Annotated in this window: 20 protein-coding genes, 1 tRNA gene and 1 riboswitch; of the genes, 4 read left to right on the top strand and 17 right to left on the bottom strand. The window is 59.3% G+C overall.

What is annotated here, in order from left to right; all coding sequences use genetic code 11:
* Positions 1-7: 7 nt before the first annotated feature.
* The 7 genes from bluB to V7747_RS04085 all read right to left on the bottom strand — a co-directional run bounded on the left by bluB (position 8) and on the right by V7747_RS04085 (position 7,204).
* Positions 8-661: a 5,6-dimethylbenzimidazole synthase gene (gene bluB / locus V7747_RS04115; RefSeq protein ID WP_335614776.1), complete on the bottom strand. Its 654-nt coding sequence runs from the start codon at positions 659-661 to the stop codon at positions 8-10.
* The gene (locus V7747_RS04110) at positions 658-1,950 is read right to left on the bottom strand and encodes a cobyrinate a,c-diamide synthase (protein WP_335614775.1); all 1,293 of its coding nucleotides are present in this window, start codon (positions 1,948-1,950) and stop codon (positions 658-660) included. The genes bluB and V7747_RS04110 overlap by 4 nt, the downstream gene beginning before the upstream one ends.
* Positions 1,947-2,561, bottom strand: coding sequence for a cob(I)yrinic acid a,c-diamide adenosyltransferase (gene cobO, locus V7747_RS04105; protein WP_335614774.1), 615 nt, complete (start codon positions 2,559-2,561; stop codon positions 1,947-1,949). Before cobO ends, V7747_RS04110 begins: the two co-directional genes overlap by 4 nt.
* Positions 2,558-3,133 (bottom strand): hypothetical protein, encoded by a 576-nt coding sequence (locus V7747_RS04100; RefSeq protein WP_335614773.1) that lies wholly within the window; start codon positions 3,131-3,133, stop codon positions 2,558-2,560. The genes cobO and V7747_RS04100 overlap by 4 nt, the downstream gene beginning before the upstream one ends.
* 102 nt (positions 3,134-3,235) lie before the next feature.
* Positions 3,236-5,047, bottom strand: coding sequence for a TonB-dependent vitamin B12 receptor (gene btuB, locus V7747_RS04095; RefSeq protein ID WP_335614772.1), 1,812 nt, complete (start codon positions 5,045-5,047; stop codon positions 3,236-3,238).
* A gap of 121 nt (positions 5,048-5,168) precedes the next feature.
* A riboswitch (cobalamin riboswitch) is annotated at positions 5,169-5,395 on the bottom strand.
* 88 nt (positions 5,396-5,483) lie between these two features.
* The gene (locus V7747_RS04090; RefSeq protein ID WP_335614771.1) at positions 5,484-6,773 is read right to left on the bottom strand and encodes a nitrate- and nitrite sensing domain-containing protein; all 1,290 of its coding nucleotides are present in this window, start codon (positions 6,771-6,773) and stop codon (positions 5,484-5,486) included.
* A 354-nt stretch (positions 6,774-7,127) separates the two neighbouring features.
* A tRNA-Asp gene (locus tag V7747_RS04085) sits at positions 7,128-7,204 on the bottom strand.
* A gap of 316 nt (positions 7,205-7,520) precedes the next feature.
* Between V7747_RS04085 and V7747_RS04080 the strand changes: the two genes are divergently transcribed.
* Together V7747_RS04080 and V7747_RS04075 are read left to right on the top strand one after the other, a co-directional pair.
* Complete coding sequence (locus V7747_RS04080) at positions 7,521-7,694, top strand: DUF2897 family protein (RefSeq protein ID WP_092284176.1); 174 nt, start codon at positions 7,521-7,523, stop codon at positions 7,692-7,694.
* Between the two features lie 86 nt (positions 7,695-7,780).
* Positions 7,781-8,305: a DUF2058 domain-containing protein gene (locus tag V7747_RS04075; RefSeq protein ID WP_335614770.1), complete on the top strand. Its 525-nt coding sequence runs from the start codon at positions 7,781-7,783 to the stop codon at positions 8,303-8,305.
* 46 nt (positions 8,306-8,351) lie between these two features.
* Here the strand turns inward: V7747_RS04075 and rloA3 are convergent, their stop codons facing one another.
* On the bottom strand, positions 8,352-9,017 hold the full coding sequence (gene rloA3 / locus V7747_RS04070) for a retropepsin-like aspartic peptidase RloA3 (protein WP_335614769.1): 666 nt from the start codon (positions 9,015-9,017) through the stop codon (positions 8,352-8,354).
* A 335-nt stretch (positions 9,018-9,352) separates the two neighbouring features.
* On the opposite strand from rloA3, the gene V7747_RS04065 reads away from it, so the two are divergent.
* Positions 9,353-10,987: a methyl-accepting chemotaxis protein gene (locus V7747_RS04065; RefSeq protein ID WP_335614768.1), complete on the top strand. Its 1,635-nt coding sequence runs from the start codon at positions 9,353-9,355 to the stop codon at positions 10,985-10,987.
* A 68-nt stretch (positions 10,988-11,055) separates the two neighbouring features.
* On the opposite strand, the gene V7747_RS04060 is transcribed toward V7747_RS04065, so the two are convergent.
* The 6 genes from V7747_RS04060 to V7747_RS04035 all read right to left on the bottom strand — a co-directional run bounded on the left by V7747_RS04060 (position 11,056) and on the right by V7747_RS04035 (position 17,767).
* Positions 11,056-12,375: a Na+/H+ antiporter family protein gene (locus tag V7747_RS04060; protein ID WP_335614767.1), complete on the bottom strand. Its 1,320-nt coding sequence runs from the start codon at positions 12,373-12,375 to the stop codon at positions 11,056-11,058.
* A gap of 188 nt (positions 12,376-12,563) precedes the next feature.
* A complete protein-coding gene (locus V7747_RS04055; RefSeq protein ID WP_335614766.1) occupies positions 12,564-12,992 on the bottom strand; it encodes an ion channel in 429 nt (142 codons plus the stop codon).
* Complete coding sequence (locus tag V7747_RS04050; protein ID WP_335614765.1) at positions 12,992-14,044, bottom strand: DUF2955 domain-containing protein; 1,053 nt, start codon at positions 14,042-14,044, stop codon at positions 12,992-12,994. The genes V7747_RS04055 and V7747_RS04050 overlap by 1 nt, the downstream gene beginning before the upstream one ends.
* Positions 14,044-15,210, bottom strand: a complete 1,167-nt coding sequence (locus tag V7747_RS04045; protein ID WP_335614764.1) for an HlyD family secretion protein — start codon at positions 15,208-15,210, stop codon at positions 14,044-14,046. Before V7747_RS04045 ends, V7747_RS04050 begins: the two co-directional genes overlap by 1 nt.
* Complete coding sequence (locus V7747_RS04040; RefSeq protein ID WP_335614763.1) at positions 15,207-16,736, bottom strand: efflux transporter outer membrane subunit; 1,530 nt, start codon at positions 16,734-16,736, stop codon at positions 15,207-15,209. Before V7747_RS04040 ends, V7747_RS04045 begins: the two co-directional genes overlap by 4 nt.
* A complete protein-coding gene (locus tag V7747_RS04035; RefSeq protein ID WP_335614762.1) occupies positions 16,733-17,767 on the bottom strand; it encodes an AI-2E family transporter in 1,035 nt (344 codons plus the stop codon). The genes V7747_RS04040 and V7747_RS04035 overlap by 4 nt, the downstream gene beginning before the upstream one ends.
* Positions 17,768-18,277: 510 nt before the next feature.
* On the opposite strand from V7747_RS04035, the gene V7747_RS04030 reads away from it, so the two are divergent.
* On the top strand, positions 18,278-19,510 hold the full coding sequence (locus V7747_RS04030) for an OprD family porin (RefSeq protein WP_335614761.1): 1,233 nt from the start codon (positions 18,278-18,280) through the stop codon (positions 19,508-19,510).
* 190 nt (positions 19,511-19,700) lie between these two features.
* Here the strand turns inward: V7747_RS04030 and V7747_RS04025 are convergent, their stop codons facing one another.
* The 3 genes from V7747_RS04025 to lon form a co-directional block, all read right to left on the bottom strand.
* Positions 19,701-21,602 carry a SurA N-terminal domain-containing protein gene (locus tag V7747_RS04025; protein ID WP_335614760.1) on the bottom strand — a complete coding sequence of 634 codons (1,902 nt, stop codon included), beginning with the start codon at positions 21,600-21,602 and terminating at the stop codon, positions 19,701-19,703.
* Between the two features lie 232 nt (positions 21,603-21,834).
* Positions 21,835-22,107 (bottom strand): nucleoid-associated protein HU-beta, encoded by a 273-nt coding sequence (gene hupB / locus V7747_RS04020; RefSeq protein ID WP_092284196.1) that lies wholly within the window; start codon positions 22,105-22,107, stop codon positions 21,835-21,837.
* A gap of 214 nt (positions 22,108-22,321) precedes the next feature.
* Positions 22,322-24,721, bottom strand: coding sequence for an endopeptidase La (lon, locus tag V7747_RS04015; RefSeq protein WP_335614759.1), 2,400 nt, complete (start codon positions 24,719-24,721; stop codon positions 22,322-22,324).
* Positions 24,722-24,873: the final 152 nt, after the last annotated feature.

Genomic DNA, 24,873 nt, shown 5'->3' with positions numbered 1-24,873 from the left:
TCCCCGGTCATGCGGTTACTCCCCATTGATCGACGAACAGCAATTCGTCCAGGCTGCGCGGCTGCGCCCATTGCTCCTGCACCAGCATCGGTTCGGAGTAAAACTCGGCCACCGGGCCCAGGCAGAGCACCGCTATGGGTTTGGCGCCAGGCGGCAAGTGCAGCAGGCTGGCCAGCGCCTGCGGGTCGAACAGCGACACCCAGCCCATCCCCAGGCCCTCCGCCCTGGCCGCCAGCCAGAAATTCTGTATCGCGCAGGCCAGCGAGGCCAGGTCCATCTCCGGCAGGGTACGGCGGCCAAACACATGGGCCTCGCGGCCCTCGGGCAAGGCGGCCACCAGCAGTTCGGCGCAATCGCGCACGCCCTGCACTTTCAAGCGCATGAACTCATCACGACGTTCACCCAGAGCCTCTGCCGTGGCCTGACGCTCCTGCTCCACCAGCTGATGAATCTGTTCGCGCAAGGCGGCGCTGCGTATGCGGATAAAGCGCCAGGGTTGCATCAAGCCCACACTGGGAGCCTGATGCGCAGCCTGCAGCAGGCGCTGCAGCAGCTCGTCGCTGACCTCGCCGCCGATGAAGTGCCGCATGTCCCGCCGCTCGCGAATGGCGCGGTACAGCGCGTCGCGCTCGGCAGCGGAATAGGCGTGCGGCAGGCTCATGGCCGAAACAGCGCCGCCGCGGCCGAAGGGTTGCCGGGCAGGTAAAAATGGATATAGGACGCCGTCATACGACCCTGCCGGTAGACCGCCTCGGCCGTACGGCGATAATTGGGGCACTCGCCCAGCACCAGCGGCTGCAGATCGCTGGTCAGTTGCGAGTGATGGAAGGTATGCCCATGCAGCCTGCCTTCCGGCAACTCTACCGCCTGTAAAGCCAGGGCACTGAGGCGTTGCTGCATGACCGCATCGCCGCGCAACAATCCACACATCTCGAAACGCTCGCCCTGCAGATCGGTCAGGCTGTCGAGCAGATAGAGCATACCGCCGCATTCCGCAACCATCGGCTTGCCCATCAGGTGATGCTCCGCGATCTCCGCCTGCATCGCCCGGTTGCCTGCCAATTGCGCGGCGTGCAGTTCGGGATAGCCGCCCGGCAGATAAAGGCTGTCCACCTCGGGTAGGCGGGCATCGTGCAGCGGCGAAAAGTACACCAGCTCGGCGCCCATCGCCTGCAACAGCTGCAGATTGGCCTGATAGACGAAGGCGAACGCCGCGTCGCGCGCCACCCCAATACTGACACCCGCCAGCAGCGGCTCAAGGCGCTGCGCCGCTGGCGCGGCAAAGCTGACCGGTGGTGGCAGCGCATCGCTCACACTGGCCGCCAGGGCGGTGGCGGCAGCGTCCAGACGTGCCTCCAAATCAGCCAACTCGGCGGCCTGCACCAGCCCCAGATGCCGGCTGGGCAAGGCGATGTCGGCCGAACGCGGCAAAGCGCCGAACCAGCGGATGTCGGCCGGCAGGCTGTCACGCAGAATCTCGCCGTGCCGCGCGCTACCCAGCTTGTTGCCCAGCACGCCGGCAAAGGGCAAATCAGCCTGAAAGTTGGCCAGCCCAAAGGCCATAGCCGCGAAGGTCTGCGCCATGCCGGAGCCGTCGATTACACCCAACACAGGTACACCAAACTGGCGCGCCAGATCAGCCGCCGAAGGCGTACCGTCAAATAGTCCCATGACCCCTTCAATCAGAATCAGGTCAGCCTCACCTGCTGCTTCCCACAGCAGCCGCCGGGACTGTTCCAGCCCTACCATCCAGAGATCCAGCTGGTGCACCGGCGCGCCGCTGGCGACCTCCAGAATCATGGGGTCAAGAAAGTCCGGACCGCACTTGAATACGCGCACCTGCCTGCCGGCGAGCCGGTGCAGACGCGCCAGCGCTGCGGTGACCGTGGTTTTGCCCTGCCCTGAGGCCGGTGCCGCAATCAGCACTGCCGGGCACTGTCTGGTTGTCAAAATTCGATCCCTTTTTGTGCCTTGATGCCGGCTTTGAATGCATGCTTGACCATACCCATCTCGGTCACTGTGTCCGCCACCTCAAGTAACGCCGGGGGTGCCCCACGCCCGGTGACCACCACGTGCTGCGCTGCTGGCCGCGCCTGAATATCGGCGATTACCTGCTCAAGCTGCAGGTAGCCGTATTTGAGCGCAATGTTCAGCTCATCCAGCAGCACCAAAGCCACTTGCGGGTCGCGCATCAGCTCAACTGCTACCGCCCAGGCTGCCTGCGCCTTGGCCACGTCGTCCTGGCGATCCTGGGTTTCCCAGGTAAAACCGGCGCCCATCACGTGATAGCGCACCTCATCGGGAAAGCGCCGGAAGAAGTTCTCCTCGCCGGTACTTTTTGCGCCCTTGATGAACTGCACGATACCGATACGCAGACCGTGGCCCAGCGCCCGCGCGGCCATGCCAAAACCCGAGCTGCTCTTGCCCTTGCCGTTACCCGTCAGCACCAGCAGCACGCCACGTTCCTGCTGCGCGACAGCGATCTTTTCATCCACCACCGCCTTCTTGCGCTGCATGCGCTGGCGGTGGCGCTCGTCACGCGCAGGATCCTGCTCACTCACGCTTCACGGCTCTGCTTGCTGGTGATGACCTGGGCGCTGCGTGCACCTATGTAGAGCACGACTGCAATGCCGACATACAACGCCAGCGTACTCAGGTACTGCGGGTAGTAATGCGCAATGCGCTCAGCCATGCCGGTCAAGGTCGGTGCCTCATAGCGGCCTGAGAAAAAGTAGAAACCACCACTGGAGAACAGCTGACAGACCAGCGCACTGAGCGCCATCACCGGTACCAGGATGGCCAGAGAACCTGCCGTCTCACGGTGCCAGCCGGCGTACAGGCGACCACCGAACCAGAGTGCGCCGTAAGCTGGGATCAGCATCCAGTAGGCAACGCTCATGCAATGATGACCGGCGTTGATCCAGCCGACGCTGGCCACATCGATCAGCGTTGCTTCGGCAAACAGCAGCGGGAATACCCATTTAGGCCGCAACAGCACACCCGCCAGAAAAAACACCGCCCAGGACGCGCTGGGCAGGTTCTGCAGCGGAAAATGGCTGCCGCGTGTCATGGCCATTAACGCCACCAGCGCAATGCCGATGTACAGCTGGGTAGATCTGGACAGGTTAAGCACGGTCGTTCTCCTCGTTGAAAACAGCAAAGCGTTTGCGCTCTAGACAGCGCAAACGCCTTTGGCTACCGCCCCGATAGAGACGGATGGATCATGTCGCCTGGCCTACATGGCCTGGTAGCGCAGGGTCAGGTAACCCGCGCGGCCCGGTTGCTGGTAGGTGGCAGCGGTTTCGTAATCGGTATCGAACAAATTGGTGACCTGCGCCTGTACCCGCCAGGCATGACTCAGCCAGTAGGTGGCACGCAGATCCAGCGTGTTGTAACCGTGCAGATCGGTGCTGTTGGCCGCGTTATCCCAACGCCGCCCTTCGGCGTGCAGGCTTGCGCCGAGGCCAATGCGGCCAAAGCGGCGGTCCAGGTCCAGATTGAAAATCTGCTCGGCGCGGCGCGGCAACAGGTCACCTTGGCCTGCGCGGTTAGAAGCGTTTTTCGGATCCTGCAGGGTCAGGTTGCCCTGCCAGCTCCAACCCAGCAGCTGGGTAGTGGCTTGCAGTTCAAGCCCATTGATCCTGGCCTTGTCGATGTTCTGCGCCTGCAGCCCTGCGCCGCTGTTGAAATAGGCGATCAGGTCGTCGATCTCATTGCGGAACACCGTGGCCGACCAGTTGCCCCAGTCATGCGTGCCCTGCAACCCGGCCTCCAGACTGCGGGAGCTCTCCGGCTCCAGGTCTTCATTGCCGAATCCCGGGTAATACAGCTGGTTGAAGGTCGGCGCCTTGAATGCTGTGCCGTAACTGGCAACGGCACGCAATGCCTCGGTGAACTGCAGGCCATAACCCAGGCTGCCGGTGTTGTGCGCACCAAACTGCTCGTTGTCGTCATGACGCAGGCTGAGCTGCACTTCATGGCGCCCGAACTGCGCCAGATATTGCGCGTAAACACCCTGGTTCTCGCGGCTATCCTCGGCGAAGGTACCGGTGCCATTGACTTCGTCATCGAGCCAGTCATAGCCCAGCGTCAGCAACTGATCTTCTGCCAGGTGCAGGTCGTTTTGCCAGCCAAAGCTATCGCGCCGGGTATCGATGCGGGTATTGAATGCGTTGCCGTTGAAGGTGTCGGTCTTGTCCTCACTACGACCGGCCTGCAGGGTCACATCCCAGGCGCTCAGAGGCGAGAAACGGGCACGCGCGCCATACACCTTGGTGACGTTGTCGGCGTTGGCCTTGAATCCGGAGTCGTAATCGTTGTGCGAGTCGACCTGCAGGATATTGCCATCCAGCGTCAGGCCGTTGGCAAAGCGGTAGCCGCCGCTGAGATTGGCCGAGAGTTCGCGGTAGCCGTCGTGGTCCACTTCGCGTGAAGGGCGCGCATCAATGCCCTCGTCCTTCAGGCTGCTGACACCCAGGTTATACCAGGCCTTGTCGTCACCACCTGACACACCGGCGGTGCCGGCGAGGTGCTGTGCGCTGCCCACGGTGGTCGAAAAATACGGCTGCACGCCGCCATCACCGCCACGACGGGTGAAGATCTGAATCACTCCACCGATGGCCTCGGAGCCATACAGACTGGAGCGTGGGCCCCGCACCACCTCAATCCGCTCGATTTGCTCTACCGGCAGGTTCTGCAGCGCGGCATCACCGGTGGTGGCTGAACCTATGCGCACGCCATCGATCAGCACCAGCACCTGATTGGTACTGGCGCCACGGATGCTGATGGTGGTGTTCTTGCCGGGTCCGCCGGTGTTGACCACGTTCACACCTGGCACACGCCGCAGCAGCTGGTCGACGCTGGTGACCTGCAGCCGTTCGATGTCGTAGCGATCAAACACGCTGGTGGCGGCAATGCTTTGCGCGCCGCTCTGCGCGGTGCGGGTGGCGGTCACCACCTGATCATCGAGGCTCAGGGTATGTGCAAGGGAAAGTGAAGACAGGCCAACGAGGCCAAGCGCCATCGGGGCGCGAAAAAAGGTTTTCATACTGCGTGATTGCTCCGTCGTACCCACCCGCACGACACTGACTGAGATACACAGTGACGGAGGCAGGGGAACGGCAACCAGCAAGAATCGGAGGGCCGCACACCTACAGCGCCCACCGCACTGTTGTGATTCGCATCAGGCCGGTCTCCGGGCTTGCGACTGGATCCATTGATCCTGCGACCTGAACCTTCCCATGCACAGCACAGTGGTTTTATCAGGGGCATCGCCATTAGGCGATCATCGCTTACCGTTGCGGGGGCAGCGCCGGAATTGTCTGCTGTGGCAGACGCACCGGCTTCCCAGTTTCACCCTCTCTTAATAGAGGGCACCTGAAGCAGGCGTGAAGAGTAGAGAGTTTGCCGCAGAGCGTCAACCGAGCTTTAACGCCGCCCGGATTACGGGCAAAAGCCGCTGCGCTGCGTCAGAATCGTGCAGCTCAGCGCACGCCGGGGCGAGCGACCGGGGTTTTCAGCAGCGCATCGTAATTGAGGATGGTCTGAGCAACGTCACTCAGCTTCTGGCTGCGCTCCATGGCGGCGCTCTGCAGCGCGCGAAACGCCTCCTCTTCGCTCAAACCATGCTGGGTCATCAGCACGCCCTTGGCGCGCTCGATGATCTTGCGTTCACTGAGGCTGCGGCGCGCGCTTTCCAGTTCGTCGTGCAGCTGCTGCAGTCGCACCGTCTGCTCGTGCAACACCTCCAGCACCGAGCGTTGCACGTGATTCCCCAGACGCTCCCCTGGCAAGGGGTCCAGCTCGGTAGCCTGCACGTTGTAGAGCCGCGCCGCCGGGGTGTTGGCCTCATCGTCCAGACTGTTGAGGCGCTGCAACAAGCGTCGCTGGCTATCCAGGTCGGCCTTGGCCTGGCTGGTACTGTGCTCGCACATCACTTGCAGCTTGTCGGCCAGATCATCCTCGACCTGCTTCATGCTGTCGATGCGCTGCGAGGTAAGTTCAAACCACAGTTCGCCCATCGCTGCCTGCACCTGGCTTTGCTCGCTGGTGCGGGCCGCCACCTGCCGCAGACGCGCAATCTCGCCGACCAGCTCCTCGCTGCACAGGGTCAGCCAACAGCGCTTGCTGTCAGGATCAGCAAACTCGAGAAAGGTATCAAAACAGCGCCGCTGCGCATCCTCGAGATAAACCAGCTTGTCGCGCTGGGCTTGATCAAAGTAACCCTCGATGAAGCCGGAAACGCCAATAGCCCGTTCCTGCCCCGCCAGCTCCTTGCCCTGCATGAAGTTGAACATGGCGACCAGGGTGCGCGTGATACGCGGATCTACTGCGGTATCCGCCGCTTCAAACACCACGGCCAGCAAGCCGGCGATCAAACGGGTGAAGCTGCGGGTAGCATCCTGCGCACCGATCTGCTGCGCACGAACCCGCCGCCGCACGGCTGGCAGCGCGTCCAACCCGTGTAGAACGAAGGCAATGCGAGTGAACAGCCGCGCCTTGTCCGCAGCGCAGCCTTGCTCGATATCCATGCGATTGAAGGCTGTGCGCACCCGTTCCTCGCAGGTACTGGCGGTGGCGGACAGCTCGTCCAGCGGCTGCCGGTAGCGCTCTGCCTGACCACCCAGATACATGTTGGAAAAGCCACGCTCACGCTGCAGCGCATGCACCAGCCGACTTATTTCGCTGACCAGATGGCAGGTCAACGCCAGTGCCTGCAGCCCCTGCATTTCACTGCGCCGGGCCGCCAGCATGAAATCAAGCGCTGTCGACATATCTCCCCTCCCCGGTCTCAAACGCCGGTTCAGAGTGAGTCCAGCAATACTTGTGCCAGCCGTTGGGCTCTGTCAAAACGCAGCTGGCTGCTTAGGGTTACCCCGATATGACTCAGGTGACTCAAGGTAACGAGACGCATTGGTGCCGCAGGCGCTCTCACGCCAGCGCCACGGCATCCACTCACCAGAGGTTCTGCCTGCCCCCGCACCATTAACACGACGCCATGTCTGAGAATGTTCGCGGCAAAGTGCGCGCCTGGCATGGCGAGAGCATCAGTCTGGATAACGTTCGCCAGGTCAATTCGAAGGCAACAAAAAACCCCAGCTGCGTGAGCAACTGGGGTTTATCTGATATGGCGCAGCGGACGGGACTCGAACCCGCGACCCCCGGCGTGACAGGCCGGTATTCTAACCAACTGAACTACCGCTGCGCATCAGTCCAACATCGCTTCAAACCATCGCTGGCAGAGCGCTTGAACTGGCGCGCATTGTAAACATTCCATCAAGGGAGTCAAGCACTTGCGTGAGATTTATTAAGTGCGGAGCCACATTGGCAAGGTATGCATCAGAGCGCTCCGAGGTTCCACCTTGCGACAGCTACCCCACCGCCCCGGCGACGGCACTGCGCAACGCCTGCAACTCCTCGTAAATACCGCCCCACAGACAATATTTTAGCGGAGCACTGTTTGCCATGCGGCCGCAGAGCGACCATGATGAAGGCTAACCTCCACATAAAGGATCAAACCCATGCCGTGGTACGGATGGCTGTTTATCGCACTGGCACTCGGAAGCATCGTCGGCAGCTTGCTGATGCTGCGCGACAATGCTGGTAGCAACAAGGTCAGCAAGGAAACTATTGCCAGGGTCAAGGCGCGCGAAGCCGAACTCGCAGCAGAGGAAGCGCGCGAAGAAAAGCGGTAGACTACTCGCGCAAACGCCACCCTTGGCTCGGATTCATTTGCGTGCGGGCATTTCTTTGCTCGCCGCCGACAAGACAGTTACAGATCATGGTCAATTCTCTGCAAGCTCAACTCCTCAAAGCCGGCCTGGTTGACGAGAAAAAACTCAAACAAGCCCAGCGCGCCAAGAAAAAGGCTGCCAAAACCGAACCCGCGCAGGACACCGGCAAAGCTATTGCCCAAGCGCGTACGGAAAAGGCCGAGCGTGACCGCCAGCTCAATCAGCAACGCCAGGAAGAAGCCGCGCGCAAGGAGCGCGAAGCGCAGGTCAAGCAGATGGTCGAGAACAGCAAGCTGGATCGCAGCGGCGGCGAAACGCCGTACCAGTTTGTCAGCAAGAACAAGATCAAGAAAATTCACGTCACCAAGGAGCAGTTCGACCTTCTCAGTCGCGGCCGCCTGGGTATTACCCGGCTGTCCGGCAACTTCGTACTGATACCGCTGGAAACCGCAGAAAAGGTACGTGAACGTGCGCCACACTGGCCGGTGTACGTTGCTGAAGCCAAGGCCGAAGCCCCAGCCGAAGATGATCCTTACGCTGCCTTCCAGGTTCCTGATGACCTGATGTGGTAGTACTGCCGTAGCCCGGTGCCTTGCGCGCCGGGCCACATTGCCGTAGTTATTCTTCGGCTTCCAGCTCTTCTTCAGTCTGCTCTGGCTGATCAATCTCACTATCATCTACCAGATTTTCGTCATCCTTCATGCGCTCCTGCTTGTCGCGCTCGTCCTCATGCTCCTGCTCTGAACAGCTGGGCTTGAGCAGGAATGTGTCAGATACGTCAATCAGACCAATGTGCTCGATGGTGCGACGGCCAATCAGCACCGGGTAGGTCATGTCGCCGCGGTCACGCAGGGAGAACTGCTCCTCGTACACCTGGTCGCCCATGCAGATAGACATCTTCACTACCGGACGGCGATCGGAACCGCCCGCACCGCGTACCAGAATGCGACGAAACACCGGGCGCTCAAACTGCATGGTAACCAGCTCACCGGTATCGGCATCCTTGACCGGGACGTCATAGCGTACCCACGGCTTGCCCTTGTGCTCGAAGTTTTCCAGGTTGACCGCATGCATCGACGAGGTCAGCGCTCCCGAGTCGACCTTGATCTTGACCGCCGTATGCTCGGGCATGATCAGCCCCTTCTCGATCCAGCCGACAACCTGTTTCGCGTGGCGCTGACCCGCCTCGTCCACGCCCTCTTCGCTACCGGCCAAGGCCGAGCCCGCAACCGACGCCAGCAGCATACAGGCCGACAACGACATCACCTTGAAAACTGATTGCATGAGAAATCCTTAATTACCAACACAAAATAGACTGAAGAACGCCGACAAGGTGCCCTGCGCCGCGCGGCAGAACACCAGTTTTGGCGCTTTATATACCAGTTAAGACCATAAGAACACCCGCCTACCTTATATCGCGCAATCACAGAAACCGATTAGCACTTGAAAGGTGGCGCCACATGACGTCAAATTGACATCATGCATGCCAATAAAATATCACTCAGGTTATGCAGCTCACTGCCGATATGCTCGGTACCGGGGCCTGGTCGAGCAGGCCAGTAGCGATGCAAAACAATTAAAACAAAAGCCGTATGCCATTCAGTGCGTGGAGGTTGTAGATGAAGCTGTTGCGCAGCATTCGAATCAGTCAACGGATCTGGCTGATCCTGATTATTGCACTGGCCAGTACTCTGATCATGGAGGGTGTGTCCCTCTCCCACCTGCACAAAGAAATCCGCGACGCCGAGATCACCAAGGCAACCCACTTGGTAGAGGTGGCGCATGATCTGATGAACTTCTACCACCAGAAAGAGCTCAGTGGTGAACTCACCGCCGACCAGGCACGTCAGCAGGCAATGGAAGCGCTGAGCAGCCTGCGCTACGACGGCAACGAGTACTACTGGGTCAATGACATGAACAACATCATGGTCATGCATCCATTGGCGCCACAGACCGTGGGGGTTGACCTGACCACGATGCGCAATACCGAAGGCGTCAACGTCATCAGCGAGATGGTCGCCCTGGCCCGCAACAAAGGTACTGCCAGCTTCGAATACAACTGGCCCAAACCCGGCGAAGAAGAAGGCACCCCCAAGATTGCTGCCTTCAAGCATTTCGCGCCATGGGACTACATGGTGGGCACCGGCATCTACGTGGATGACATGCAGGCCAAATTCCGTAGTGCCATCACCAGCTCGGTCATCATCATGACTCTGGTTACTCTCGCCATGGTGGCCCTTCTCTATGTAATCGGCCGCAGCATTACCCAGCCGCTCAACAGCGTCGTCGACGCCATGCGCGGCGTGGCGAGCGGCGAAGCCGACCTGACCCGCCGACTGGACGATGGCGCCCGTGACGAGGTCTCGCAGATTGCCCACTACTTCAATCAGTTCAATCGCAACCTGGCCGACATTATCCAGCAACTGGGCGACAGCGCACGCCAGCTGATCAGCTCAAGCCATCAGTTGGACCAGATCAGCGGCAACAGTCTGCGCGACATGAGTACCCAGTCAGAGCGCATGGAGTTGATGGCCACGGCGATCAACGAGATCACCTATGGCGTGCAGGATGTAGCGCAGAATGCCAACGCCGCCGCACAGGAAGTCGAGAACGCCAACGAGGGCGCCAACAACGGTCGCTACCAGGTCGACAAGACGATTCAAGAAATCAATCTCCTCTCCAGCAGCGTGCAGACCGCAGTCGAACACATGGAGACGCTGTCCACCGACGCGCAGGAAATCACCTCGGTGCTGGATGTGATTCGCAATATTGCGGAGCAAACCAACCTGCTGGCACTGAACGCCGCGATTGAGGCTGCCCGCGCCGGCGAGATGGGCCGTGGCTTTGCCGTGGTTGCCGATGAGGTGCGCAATCTGGCGCAACGCACGCAGAAGTCGACCGAAGAGATTCACAACATGATCACCAAGCTGCAGACCAACACGCAGACGGTGGTTGGTGTGATCAACGACAGCAGCCGCCACTCGCAGCAAAGCGTCGAACAGGTTAACGAGGCCGGCAAGGCACTGGAGCTGATTGCCCACTCAATGGAGCAACTGGTTGCCCTGAACGCCTCTATCGCCAGCGCCACCACCCAGCAGTCCACCGTGGTAGAAGACGTTAATCGCAACGTCACCGAAGCCGCCGAACTGGCCCGCGAGACGACGGACGGCGCACGGGAAACCGCGCAGGCAGGTCAGCATCTGGCCAGTCTGGGACGGCAGATCGACGAGTTGCTCAAGCGCTTCCGCGTTTAATCAAAGCAACAAAAAAAGCGCGCAACCGGAGGCCCGGTTGCGCGCTTTTTTGCTTTCTGCGATCTAGCTCAGAGCACCATGACCGCCAGCCAGCCGAAGGCAATCAACGGCAAGTTGTAATGCAGGAAGGTCGGCACCACGGTATCCCATATGTGATTGTGCTGGCCGTCAACGTTGAGACCTGCGGTCGGGCCCAACGTGGAATCAGAGGCAGGAGACCCGGCGTCACCAAGCGCCGCAGCCGTGCCTACAAGAGCAACAATTGCCATTGGGCTGAAACCCAGCTGCATGGCCAGTGGCACGTAAATGGCGGCAATGATCGGGATGGTCGAGAACGACGAACCTATCCCCATGGTGATCAGCAGCCCTACCAGCAGCATCAACAGCGCTGCCAGAGCGCGGTTACTGCCTATTATCTCTGCCGAGCTGTCGACCAGCGTCTGGATCGCGCCGGTAGCGCGCATGACCTCGGCAAAGCCGGCTGCCGCAATCATGATGAAGCCGATCATGGCCATCATTTTCATGCCTTCGGTAAATACACCATCGGCGTCTTTCCAGCGCACTACGCCAGAAACCGAGAAAATCACAAAGCCGGCCAGCGCGCCCATAATCATCGAATCCAGCCACAGCTGAATAACGAAAGCCGCAACCACGGCGGCGAGTGCCACCAGCAGCGACATCGGGCTGTATCCACCCTCCATGCGCTCGACCTGACGAATACGCGCCACATCGTATTCACGTGGCTTGCGGTAGCTGATGAAGATGGCAACCAAAAGACCCAGCAGCATGCCCAACGCCGGCAAAGCCATTGCGTGCATCACATTGACGCCCGCCACTTCCGTGCCGCTCTCTGCCACATTGGCAAGCAGAATATCGTTGAGGAAAATGCCGCCAAAACCAACCGGCAGAAACATGTAAGGGGTAATCAGACCGAAGGTCAGCACGCAGGCCACCGCCCGGCGATCCAGATTCAAACGCGCCATCACGTACAGCAGCGGCGGCACCAGCAGCGGGATGAAGGCAATATGAATCGGCAGAATGTTCTGTGAGGCAATCGCCACGCCACCAAGCAACAAAACCAGTATCAACTTCAACAGCCCCGCCCCGCCCTGTTGCTGCCGATCAACCAGCTGCAGCGCGCGGTCCGCCAGGGCATGTGCCAAGCCAGACTTTGCGATGGCCACCGCAAAGGCGCCCAGCAACGCGTAACTCAGTGCTATGTTCGCGCCCTTGCCCAGGCCGCTCTGAAAGGTCTCCAGGGTCGCCTGCAACCCCAGCCCACCCAACAGGCCACCGGCTAGTGCGCCCAGAATCAACGCCACTACCACGTGTACCCGACACAGGCTCAGCACCAACATGACGGCAACTGCCGCAACTACCGCGTTCATTCGATTTCTCCAGCAAAGTAGGCCCGGCTGCCGGCTTCCCGCTCCAGACAGCCCCCAAAGGTCGCGTACTCTGCCGAACCCGGCTGCTGCTGTCAAAAGCCCTGCGACCGAAGGCTCTCGCCGGATGGCGGCGGAACGACGGGGCAACCCGCTGGCACGAGTCGTTCGGCTGATGCCAGCCAGCAGATTCAATGGGTAACGAACGGCCTATCCTTTAGCGCTTCAGCAAAGGCGCGAGACAATGCCGCCGTGGTCACGCCGATCATCATCGCACCGTTAAGCGCCTGCAGTGGGCCCAGCAACTGATACCTTGCCGACATGACGATGTCGCCGTAACCCAAAGTCGCAAAATTCACCGCCGAGTGATAAATCCCCAGACCCAGGGTGTCGAACTCGCCCAGCGCGTAGAACAGCAAGGCCCAGGCGACCAATTGGCAGACATTGCCGACGATCAGAATGAACATCAAACCGACGGTTACCCGCATGGCGGAGAAAAACGCCGAGCGTACCTGATCCTGCCGACGCGCAAAGTAACGCAGCGCCGCGATCACCAGGAACCCCTGCAGCAGCAAACACACCGCCATCATCGACAGGCCCATTACAAAATTCATCAACATTAGCCAACTCCCGATAGATCAGCTTTCCGACGACGCTTGCTTAGCCGCCCAGAACGCCAGGCTTCCAGTAGCGCAACCGCGAGACTGGCGTAAAGCGCCACCGCCATAAACAGCGCCATACGCACGGCAAATGCCTGATAAACATCCTTGCCGTTGGCGCTGTCCTGCACTGCAGCCCCCAGCAGAATGATCATGGTAGTCAGGGTGCCAATCCAGAACGACGCCTTGAACTCGGTACGCACGACACCGTAGGCAGCGCTTGCCAACCCAAGGCAGAACAGCAGCATCCACCCGGAAAAAAACCAGAGCTCAACTGCCAGACTCAGGCACATCCAGACTGCTATCGCCAGTACACCGCCCAGCAGAGTCGAGCCAATGATTTCACTGTTGGCATCACGCAGATTGACCTGGGTAGCTTCCCGCCCGAGTAGAATGCTCTTCACCGTCAGCGGCAAATAGGCTGCCGGGTTGGTCAGGGTCAGCAGGAAGGCCGGCAGCACGATCAAGGTAGCGCGCAATGAGAGCCAGCCGCTCTCCGTCGGTGTTGTCCCTGCGCTTATGGTGGCCGGAGTGTCATCTTCAGGAAAGAACGGATACACCAGCCACTGGCAGAGCACCGCCAATACAACCCCCAACACCAGCGAAACGATCAGAGCACTGGCCAGTGCCTGGCTGAGACTGCTCGCAGCAGGTATGACGGTGAACCCGAAGGCCAGCAGAGTCGCCTGCGCCGCCTTGCCGCCAGCAATCGCCAGGCGGTTGCTGAAAAACAGCCCGCAGGCAATGATCAGCAGTGCAGGTAACGGGGCGCTTTGCAGCAAAGGGCCGAGCAAAATGCCGATACCCAGACTGAACATCACGGCGACTACCAGTACCAACAACTTTTTGGGCCCCGGCGGCGGCGCGGGCGCGGCACTGAGAATGACGGCCAGTAACGGCACGATAAACGGAATCGCCAAGCCCATACCGTAGCCCAACGCCAGTGCAAGGCTGGTGGTCAGAGCCAACCGAAAGGCACGGCGGGCAGCCAATGGCATAAGCGTGCGCGACATCAGAAGGCGTAAGTCAGATAGCTCAACAGACGAAGGTAGGCCTTGCCCAGCAAGCTCAGCACACCATGCCCCTCGGCGTAGGCCATGACCGATGCCTGGCCACCCACCCGCAGCTGACGCAACACCTCCGGGGTAAACGGCTGGTCAAACTCCACCTGAACCGGGAACCGCTGCGCCTGGCGTAGCCAGTCGCGGTTGTTCTGCACGCTGGGCAAGGAGCCCGGCGGTGGCGCAGAGCCGGCACTGATACCCACCCCGATATTGCGAATACGTCCTGGCAGTACCTGACCGGGTAACGAATCCAGCACGATCTCAACCACGGTGCCGGGCGCAAGGTGCCCCAGGTTGTTCTCGGTAAACTCGGCATTGATCCACACATCCTGGACTGCCACCAGTGTCATGACCGGATTGCCCGCAGCAGCGAACTGGCCAATATCGGCGCGCATGTCGGTGATCACGCCATCGCTCTGCGCCAGCACCGTGGTGTTGTCGAGATCTAGTTGCGCTTTATCCACACCCGCCTGGGCAGTGAGCAAGAGCGCGTTGTCATCATCGGATACGCCGCCCTTCTGCTCTATCGCGCGCTCTATATCCGCCTTGGCGGCAGCAACCTGCGCACGCGTCTGCGCCAGGGTGGCCTGCGACACCTCAAGCCGGCGCTGTGAAATGGTACCCGGGTCATCCTCGCGCAGACGCTTGAGCCGCGTGTAGTCCTGCTCGGCTTTCAATTGCCCGGCTTCGGCAGCTTGCAGATTGGCCCTGGCTACGGTCACTCCGGCGTCACCAGCGCCTACCTGATTGCGCGTACTGCTGAGGTCTGCATTGGCGCGGCTCAAGGCGATCTCGTACTGCGAACGATCTATGGCAAACAGCTTCTGCCCCTGGCTTACCCGCTCGTTATTACTGACCCAGACATCAGTCAGCACACCACTGACCTTGGGCGCCACGCCCACTACGTAGCCCTGCACCCGTGCCTGGGAGGTATAGGGCGTAAAGCGGTCTGCGAGCAAATGCCAAACCAATGTCACGACAATCAGCAGCAGGATGCCAAGGCCGCCCCGCGTCACCGACTTCTGTGCTGGCGATAACTCGCCCTCTGCCGCAACAGGCCCGACGTCCGACTTGCCGGTTTCGGTTTCGGTTTCGTTCTGTTTCGTTTCACTCATTGCACGCTTCCTGGCTCTGGTGGGGGCGCCAATGGCGCGTCGAGCAAGCCCCCCCAATCGGTACGTTCACGCATCTGCTCGCGCAGGGTATCGGGAATCACGTTGTTGATATCGGCCTGTTGCCAGCCACCACCCAGCGCCTGGTACAGGCTGATGATGGCAGCGATGTGATCGCCCCGGTTGACGATGGCCCGATCGGATTGCGCAAAGGTCGACGCTTGGGCATCCAACACCCGTTGGAACTCCGAATAACCTTCCTGATACCGCCGCGAAGCAATCGCCAGCGAGCGTTCAGCGGCCGTCAGTGATTGGTCCAGAATCGCCTGACTGGCCCCGGTTTGCGCGATCCTGTTAGCAGCATCTTCAATCTGCCGGGCAGCGTTCAGCACCGTGCCGCGATAGGCTTCCAGTGCCTGCTGCAGACGCGCATCCTGTACCCGCACATTGTTCTTCAGCCGACCATAGTTGAACAGGTTCCAACGCAGCGCTGGGCCCAGGGCCAGACTGGTGACGTTGTCGACTGAGCCCACGCTGTTACCGGACCACCCCAGGGAGCCAAACAGAGATATGGCGGGATACAGGTCAGCTTCGGCCACCCCGATCTGGGCCGACTGCGCCGCGGCGGTCCAGGCCGCCGTGCGCACATCGGGACGACGCAGCAGGAGGTTCGCCGGAATATTCTGCAGCCCGGTCACCGGCATCTCCGGCAGCGTGCTGTTGACATTGCTCAGTTCCGGCACATCATTGGGCGCACGCCCCAGCACTGCACTCAAGGCATTGCGCTGCTGTTGCAGTGCCAGACGCAAGCCGGGAATAGTCGCCTGGGTGGCCAGATACTGGGATTTGGCCTGCTGCAAGTCGAGTTCAGAATCCTGACCCTCGTTGAATAGCCGCTCGGTAATATCGAAGCTGCGCTTTTGCAACGTAACGTTATTTTCCGCGATCTCGATACGCTGCAAGGTAGTCTTGTAGCCGTAGTAGAGAGTGGCCACCTGAGCAGCAAGCAATACCTGTACATCCTGCTGATTGGTTACCGAGGCAAAATAGGCGGCATCGGCGCTTTCCAGACCGCGTCGGAAGCGCCCCCAGAAATCCAGTTCCCAGCCCAGATCGAAGGAGATATCGGCGGTTTCTACACTTTGATTGCTACCACCGCTGCGCTGCTGTATGTAGGCCCCGGTTGCATTCAACTGCTGCACCTGCGGGTGGTTCAGGCCTGCAGCAATTCCCTGCAACGCGCGGCTTTCCAGAATACGCAGGCCGGCAAGCCGCAAACCCGGATTTTCCTCCCTCGCCTTGCGCACCAGATCACTCAGCACAGGATCATTGAAGCGCTCCCACCAGACCTCCAGCGGTTCTGCATTGCGATCAGCACCGGCCCGGCCCTGCATGTTCGGCTGCCATGTTGCCAACCAGTCTGGCGCAGGCTCCTTAAAGTCCGGCCCTAGTGGCGCACAGGCGACTGTTGCCAGGGTAGCGAGTAAAAGTGCGCCCCGCAGCGCGCCATACGCATGATTACACTTCACTCGAATGGCGCATCCTTGCCTGTTGCTGGTTCACTCTCGTATACCCAGGCAACAAATACCTGATAACCCACCGCCAGAATGACCGCGCCCACAAACAGGCCAACCAGCCCACTGGTGACCATGCCGCCAAGCGCACCCAAAAGAATGACCGGCATGGGTACAGCCAAACCACGGCCCAGCAACAAGGGCTTGAGGACATTGTCGACCAGCCCGGCAGCCAGCAAATAAACGCTGAGAACCACATTGGCAACCAGCCCGCCATCACCCGCCATCCATAACCAGGCTATCGCCGGTATCACAAAAATGGCTGCGGGCAACTGCATTATGCCCAGTACCAGCACGCCCAACGCCAGCAAGCCGGCCGCAGGAATGCCGGCGATCAAGAAGCCGACGCCAAGCAGTACCGACTGAATAAAGGCAACACCCACGACCCCTACAGCCACCGAGCGAATGGTGGCAACCGACAAGGCGTGCAGCTCCGGACCTACCTGCGGCCCACAGACACGGCTGAATATCCGTCGTGTGCTGTCCGCACCCGGTTGCGCATAAGCCAACATGATGCCACCCACGATGAAGGCCGCGAGAAAACTCAACATGGTTTTGACCGCGCCACCCAGGGCACCTACTGCGCGACGGGAGAACTCACGTAGCTGCTCTTCGTGTTGCGCGGCAAACAGCATGGCGTTGTCCGACGCAGCGCGCCAGGTAGCATCCACTTGCTCTCCGATGACTGGCCAGTTGGCAACGTTCGGTCCCGGGCCACGGATAGTCAGGGTGCCGGCCTGTAGTGCCTGATAGCTACTCATCGCGTGATCAACCAGCGACATTGTCAACAGCACAGTGGGCACGCCCAGTACCAGCAAGATACAGAACACCAGCAGCGTCGCAGCCCGGCCGCTGCGCCCGCCCATCCGCTTGACCAGTTTCGCGTTGAGGGGATAAAGCGACACTGCCAATATCACCGCCCACGCCATCAAACCAAGAAAAGGTGAAAACACCCGCATGGCCAGATAGACCAGAAACGCAATCAAGCCCAACCGGATGGCAATGTCTACGATGGCGTAGTGGGTGCAGGGTTACCGGGTTTGAGTTCATCCATCGGTGTTCGAGTCCTTTTCCTTGAGCCCGCGAGCCAATTCCGCCGGCGAGGTGAAATCACGGTTGAGTGCAATAAGCCCATTTGCTTCAGCACCGAGCAATGCCAGCGACCTTAAATATAGACCACTTCCCTGAAGTGGGATTGGCAAATCGGCGCGAATCTGCAGCCTTGAGCGATTGCTGCTCGCAGTGTCGAAAAGCGCAGCCTTCTGGCCGCAAGGGCAACGTCCGCACATTTCCTAGACTAAAGTACGATCCCGGCCGGCAGGCAGCTGCCCGGCACCCGCGACGGGTCAAGATCAAGCCTCTTACCGACGCCGGCTGACCCAGCCACATGACGCTTTGATGACGGTAATACTATCGTCGTAAGGCCGCTTTACTCATCGCATGCTTTATTGAGTGCGCGCCATCGCAGCGCACCGACTCACATCAGGAGAACAACAATGAAGCATGTGAAACCCCACGCCCTAGCCGGGGCCGTCGCCTTGGCACTTGGCGCCACCACGGCAGGTCAAGTCCAGGCTAGCGGCTTCGCCGACGATGCCAGCGCCAACCTGCAGCTGCGCAACTTCTATTTCAACCGCGACTTCCGCGACCCGGGAGCCCAGTCCAAGGCAGAGGAATGGGCCCAGGGTTTTATATTCAAAGCAGAATCCGGCTTTACCGAAGGCTTTATCGGGTTTGGCTTGGATGTGTACGCTGGCCTGGGTGTCAAACTCGACTCGGCCGATGAGCGCGCCGGCTCCGGTCTGCTGCCCAACAGCTTTGGTGATGAGGGCCCCGGCAGCTACAGCGAAGCCACTGCTGCAGCTAAAGTGCGCCTGTCCCAGAGCGTCCTCAAAGTCGGCGGCCTGATGCCGAAATTGCCGATCGCCTCATCCGGCGACCTGCGCCTGCTGCCGCAGGAGTTCACCGGTGCCAGTCTGGCGATCAATGAAATAGACAACCTTGACCTGCAGGCAGGCCAATTGCGTGAAGTGAATTACCGCAATAGCACCAACTCAGAAGATATACGCGCCACCGCGGGCGGCAGCGCAGACCGCTTCAATTATCTGGGCGGCAGCTACGCCTTCAACAGAGATAACACCAAGATTGGTCTCTGGGGCGCCGAGCTGGATGACGTATACGAGCAGACATTGATCAATCTGATACACAACCAGCCCGTAGGTGATTGGGTGCTCGGCGCCAACCTCGCCTACTTTGATACTGGCGACGCAGGCAACCAGCCGCTGGATATCGACCATCAGATGAAATCCCTGATGCTCTCGGCAGCTACCGGAGCGCACACCTTCCGCCTTGGCTACCAGCACAGTGACGGCGACACCGCCTTTCCTTATCTCGCCGAGACCGACCCGTACATCGCCAACTATGTGCAGATACTCGATTTCACCCGCGCTGACGAAAAATCCTGGCAGGCTCGCTACGACATCAACTTCGCCTCGCTGGGCGTGCCTGGTCTGAGTGCCTTTACCCGCTACGTGCAGGGCGACAACTTTACCGTGGGCACCAGCGAGGGCAGCGAATGGGAGCGCGACATCGATGTCAGTTACACCCTGCAAAGCGGGCCGCTGAAAAACCTCTCGGTACGTTGGCGCAACGCCATGGTGCGCTCCAATGCCACCCGCGACATCGACGAAAATCGGTTGATACTTAACTATTCCTTCGCCCTCAAATAGGCTGCTCCCGGCCGGCTTCGAGCCCCCCTCAACAACGGAAGCTGGTCGTACTTTGCGGTGACCCCGGTCACCGCATTTTTTTGTCTCTGCTTCAGCCCTGATCGATTGCCGTCTGGAAGAGCAAAAAGCTTCATTGCCGGACATAAAAAAACGCGCCGAAGCGCGTTTTTTTATGTCGCAAGACAAGCCATCAGAAACGTTCGATCTCGGCGTCGGCGCGCAACTGCTCCTGCGCGGCACTGAAATCCTGCTGGCCAGACTGACCGGCGATGAACTGCTGATACTGCGAACCCGCGCCGTCTTCGGCCTGTACGTCCTCAGCGGTCGCTACACCACGCAGCGCCACCAACCAGTAACCACCAGCAGGCTGCTTGATACGCGCAAACACCGGTTGCTCAGCAGTCGGCTTGGGTAAGCCGAAAACGCTACGCAACAACGGCGTTGGGATTTCGCTGGAAGAACGCCCTACCGCTTCATACTGTTGCCACTCGGCGTCCTGCTGCTGAGCCAGTGCCTCGACAGTCAGCTCACCTGATTTCAAGCTGGCAATCAATTTATCTACCTGCTCTGCCGCAGCCTGCTCGGCCTTGTCGTAGGCAATCAGCTCGCTGATCTCCTGTTTGACCTCATCCAGCGGACGCTGCTCCGGCTTCATGTGCTGCTTTACACGCACCACTGCTACCGTATCGGCATCCAGTTCAAGCAGCTCGCTGTTGTAGCCGTTCTTCAAGACATCATCGCTGAACGCAGCGTTCATCACCTTCGGATTACTGGCCAGACCTTCGCCACCCAAACGCTCAACCGGGCCCAGAGTTTCAATCTGCAGATTCAGTGCAGATGCCGGCTCGGCCAGATCAGAAGCTTCGTGCGCCAGATTGGCCAACTCCTGTGACGCATCAACGAACTCGCGTTCGACCTGTTCCGACTTCAATTCCTGCACCAACTGCTCGCGCATTGATTCCAGCGTGGGCACCTCAGGCGCCTTGAGATCGGTCAGCTTGATCAGATGATAGCCGTAACTGGTGCGCACCGGGGCAGAGACTTCGCCCTGCTGCAGCGCAAAAAGCGCGTCGTCGAAGGACTGGTCGAAGCTGCCCTTGATCACATAACCCAGATCACCACCCTCACGGGCGCTACCGCTATCGTCAGACACATCTGCGGCCACTGCGGCAAAGTCCTCGCCTGCGTTAATACGCTTGGCTGCCGCTTCGATACGCGCCTTGGCGTCGGCATCATCCGCCTCGTCCGGCACTTCGACCAGGATATGCGATGCGCGGCGCTGCTCTGCCAGGTTGCCGATCTCACGCTGATAGAGCTCGTTTACTGCCTCTTCGCTGACCTCAACCCGATCAAAAAAGTTTGAGCGTGACAGCGTCAGGGTTTCCAGCACCACCTGTTCTGGCGTCATGAACTGTTGCGCGTTGCTGGCGTAATATTCTTGGATCTCTTCGTCCGCGACAGCAACGCTTGAGGCGTCGCCGACCGGCACATCGATCACCGAAAAATCACGCGTCTGATTTTCCAGATTAGCCAGATGCTGACGCTCAGCAGGCGTGGCGAACGCGGTAGCTTCATAGCCGTTACGGTACTGGGTGATCAGCAACTGTTGACGCACTAGGTCACGGAACGCCATGCGTGAGGGCATGCCCATATTGCGGATGACAATATCAAAACGGTCGCTGTCGAACTTGCCGTTCACCTGAAAGTCCGGTGTCGACAAGATCAGTTGGTCGATCATCTGATCGGAAACCTCAAAACCGGCTTCTTCTGCGCCCTGGATCAATACGGCTCGCTCAATCAGACCATCCAGCACGCTGGTACGCAGAAAGCGCTCATCGATCATGCTGGGATCAAAATTGTTGTTACCCATCTGCTGCAATTGCTGAATCAGCTGACGGCGTTGCAAGGCGACTGCCTGCTCCAGCTCCAGCTTGGAGACCACTTCTCCGTTTACCTCAGCAGCCTTCTCAGCGTCGCTGGAGAAACGACTGATCGACTCCCAGCCCGTCAACGCGAAAATCAGCACAATGACGCCGACGATCACCTTGGCGACCCAGCTTTGCGCATTGTCCCTCATGTTTTGCAGCATCATGCCCCCGAATTCTGTTTAACCTGAGCGCTTGGCATCAGGTCTTTGCCCCCCAAACCTTGAGTGGCCTTTCTCGCTTTCCAACAAAAAAGGCGCATCCGGTAGATGCGCCTTTCTGGTAACTGACGGAGTCATCTGTGTGACGTTATCGGCCTATCGGCCTGTGGCGTCCTGATGACCCCGTAGCATGCCTCGCCCTGGGGTGTCGGCATGTCACATCAGATCAGGGACGCAATTAGTTCACAGCGTCCTTGAGAGCCTTACCTGCTTTGAAACCAGGAATCTTGGCAGCACTGATTTCGATCGGCTGACCAGTCTGCGGGTTACGGCCGGTGCGTGCAGCACGCTCCTTAACAGCGAATGTACCAAATCCTACCAATACAACCGAATCACCATCCTTCAGCGCACCAGTAACGGACTCAATGACGGCGTCCAGAGCACGACCGGCGGCAGCTTTAGGAATATCGGCGGATGCGGCGATGGCATCAATCAGTTCAGACTTGTTCACTCTAAGTCCCCTTATTTAATTCAATGAATTGTTAGTCATTATGTAAGCTTGTGGTCTTAGCAAAGCTGTGGCCAGTCAGCATACCTGCTTAGGTCGAAGCACGCTTTATAGCAAGCGGTCAAAAACCGTGTCAAGGAATGCCTGAGGTAATCCGGGACCGGTTAGCAAAACGCTTTCACACTGGACGCGCTTCACTCACCGGACCCTAATCGCCTCAGTGAGTACTGATGCGTCCTTTCTCATCAGTCTCGCGATTGTCATCCTTTGCAACCATCTCTTCAACCCCTTCTTTCAAGGGCTCCGGCATGTATTGCAGCGCAATCTGCAATACCTCGTCAATCCATTTCACTGGTTTGACGTCAATATCCTGTTTGATCCGGTCGGGAATTTCCTTCAGATCACGGACATTATCGTGCGGGATGATGACTGTCTTGATACCACCACGGTGTGCCGCCAGCAGCTTCTCCTTCAAACCACCAATCGGCAACACCTGGCCACGCAAAGTGATCTCACCGGTCATCGCGACATCGGCGCGCACGGGTATTTTGGTAAGCGACGACACCAGTGCGGTGCACATGCCGATACCCGCGCTGGGGCCATCCTTGGGCGTCGCGCCTTCCGGCACATGAATGTGTATGTCATTGTTTTCATGGAAGTCTGCCTTGATTCCAAGGCTAGCTGCGCGGCTTCGAACCACAGTCAGCGCGGCGCTGATCGACTCCTGCATGACGTCGCCCAACGAGCCGGTCTTGATCTGCCGTCCCTTGCCTGGCACGACCACGGCTTCCAGGCTGAGTAGCTCACCGCCGACCTGAGTCCAGGCCAGCCCGGTTACCTGACCGACCTGGTCCGCCTCCTCCGCCAAACCATACTTGAACTTGCGCACGCCGAGGTAATGTTCGAGCAGCGTTTCATCCAAGGCCACCGGCTTGGGCTTGCGCTCACCGGCCTGTTCTTTAACCACCTTGCGGCAGACTTTGGCGATCTGGCGTTCCAGTCCACGCACGCCCGCTTCGCGGGTGTAGTAGCGCACCAGGTCCCGCAGAGACGCTTCACTGAAGGTCAGCTCATCCTTTTTCAAGCCATTGTTCTTGACCTGCTTGGGAACCAGATAACGCTGCGCGATGTTGATTTTTTCGTCTTCGGTGTAGCCCGGAATACGAATGATCTCCATGCGGTCGAGCAACGGCGCGGGGATATTCATCGAGTTAGAGGTACAGATGAACATCACATCCGAGAGATCGTAATCGACCTCCAAATAATGGTCGTTGAAGGCGTGATTCTGTTCAGGATCAAGCACTTCCAGAAGCGCTGACGACGGATCGCCACGCATGTCCTGCCCCATCTTGTCGATCTCATCGAGCAAAAACAGGGGGTTCTTTACCCCTGCCTTGGTCATTTTCTGAATCAATTTACCCGGCAGCGAGCCAATGTAGGTACGGCGATGACCGCGAATTTCCGCCTCATCACGCACGCCGCCCAGCGCCATACGCACAAACTCGCGGTTGGTCGCTCGCGCCAAGGACTCACCCAGAGAGGTCTTACCCACACCAGGAGGCCCCACCAAGCAGAGCACAGGGCCCTTCAGCTTGCGCACACGCTTCTGCACGGCAAGGTACTCAAGGATACGTTCCTTAACCTCTTCCAAGCCGTAGTGGTCTGCCTCAAGCACTTTCTCGGCACGCTGGATGTCATGCCGCACCTTGCTGGCTTTCTTCCACGGCACAGCAGTCAGCCAATCGATATAGGAACGCACCACGGTCGCCTCCGCGGACATAGGCGACATCATTTTCAGCTTGTTGAACTCGGCGTTGGCTTTGCTCAGGGCCTCTTCCGACAGGCCCGCATCATCAATCTTCTTGCGCAGGTCGTCGAACTCGCTGTGCCCTTCATCCAGATTACCCATTTCCTTCTGGATAGCTTTCATCTGCTCGTTCAGATAGTACTCGCGCTGACTGCGTTCCATCTGTTTCTTGACCCGGCCACGGATGCGCTTCTCGACCTGCAGCAAATCAATTTCGCCGTCCAACACACCCAGCACATGTTCTACCCGCTCGCGCAACGGCAGAATCTCAAGAATCGCCTGCTTCTCTTCCAGCTTGAGCGACAGATGCGCCGCCATGGTGTCGACCAGCCGACCCGGCTGATCAATGCTGGAGAGCGATGAGACCACCTCGGAGGGGACTTTCTTGCCCAGTTGCACAAACTGTTCGAACTGGCTCATCAAGCTGCGAGTGAGGACTTCAGCCTCACGCTCGTCGAGCGCACTTTCACCGAGCAGCTCCACCTCGGCACTCTGGTAACCCTCAACCTCGTCAATGGAGTCGATGCGCGCACGTTGCTCGCCCTCTACCAGCACTTTGACAGTGCCGTCGGGCAACTTCAGCAGCTGCAGGATGGTGGCGACCGTACCCATATCGTACAGCCCATCCCGCGCCGGATCGTCCTCGGCCGGATCACGCTGAGCTATCAGCAATACTTGCTTGCCGCCTGACATTGCCTGCTCGAGCGCCTGAATGGATTTGTCACGCCCGACAAACAGCGGGATGACCATATGGGGATATACCACCACATCGCGTAATGGCAGGAGCGGGAATTCGCTAAGAGTCGTCATGGCTGAGGCTCACTCGCTGAGGGGCGCTTGCGTAATACTGCGCCGGAAGAAAAAAAGTCCATGGATTCAAGATGGGGGCTGGGAAACGAAAAAACAAGCGGAAAGACGGTAATAATATTGCCGCATTTTGCCTGCAGCAAAAACGACTGCGC

The organism is Halopseudomonas sp. (assembly GCF_036960865.1).
Classification (GTDB): Bacteria; Pseudomonadota; Gammaproteobacteria; order Pseudomonadales; family Pseudomonadaceae; genus Halopseudomonas.
Note: the sequence above shows the minus strand (reverse complement) of the source record. Positions and strands in the feature narration are given on the sequence as shown.

Coding starts and splice junctions, on each gene's coding strand:
- bluB (WP_335614776.1), bottom strand. CDS start 661: ATGAGCCTGCCGCACGCCTATTCCGCTGCCGAGCGCGACGCGCTGTAC.
- btuB (WP_335614772.1), bottom strand. CDS start 5,047: ATGAAAACCTTTTTTCGCGCCCCGATGGCGCTTGGCCTCGTTGGCCTG.
- V7747_RS04090 (WP_335614771.1), bottom strand. CDS start 6,773: ATGTCGACAGCGCTTGATTTCATGCTGGCGGCCCGGCGCAGTGAAATG.
- V7747_RS04080 (WP_092284176.1), top strand. CDS start 7,521: ATGCCGTGGTACGGATGGCTGTTTATCGCACTGGCACTCGGAAGCATC.
- V7747_RS04075 (WP_335614770.1), top strand. CDS start 7,781: ATGGTCAATTCTCTGCAAGCTCAACTCCTCAAAGCCGGCCTGGTTGAC.
- rloA3 (WP_335614769.1), bottom strand. CDS start 9,017: ATGCAATCAGTTTTCAAGGTGATGTCGTTGTCGGCCTGTATGCTGCTG.
- V7747_RS04065 (WP_335614768.1), top strand. CDS start 9,353: ATGAAGCTGTTGCGCAGCATTCGAATCAGTCAACGGATCTGGCTGATC.
- V7747_RS04060 (WP_335614767.1), bottom strand. CDS start 12,375: ATGAACGCGGTAGTTGCGGCAGTTGCCGTCATGTTGGTGCTGAGCCTG.
- V7747_RS04055 (WP_335614766.1), bottom strand. CDS start 12,992: ATGTTGATGAATTTTGTAATGGGCCTGTCGATGATGGCGGTGTGTTTG.
- V7747_RS04050 (WP_335614765.1), bottom strand. CDS start 14,044: ATGTCGCGCACGCTTATGCCATTGGCTGCCCGCCGTGCCTTTCGGTTG.
- V7747_RS04045 (WP_335614764.1), bottom strand. CDS start 15,210: ATGAGTGAAACGAAACAGAACGAAACCGAAACCGAAACCGGCAAGTCG.
- V7747_RS04030 (WP_335614761.1), top strand. CDS start 18,278: ATGAAGCATGTGAAACCCCACGCCCTAGCCGGGGCCGTCGCCTTGGCA.
- V7747_RS04025 (WP_335614760.1), bottom strand. CDS start 21,602: ATGATGCTGCAAAACATGAGGGACAATGCGCAAAGCTGGGTCGCCAAG.
- lon (WP_335614759.1), bottom strand. CDS start 24,721: ATGACGACTCTTAGCGAATTCCCGCTCCTGCCATTACGCGATGTGGTG.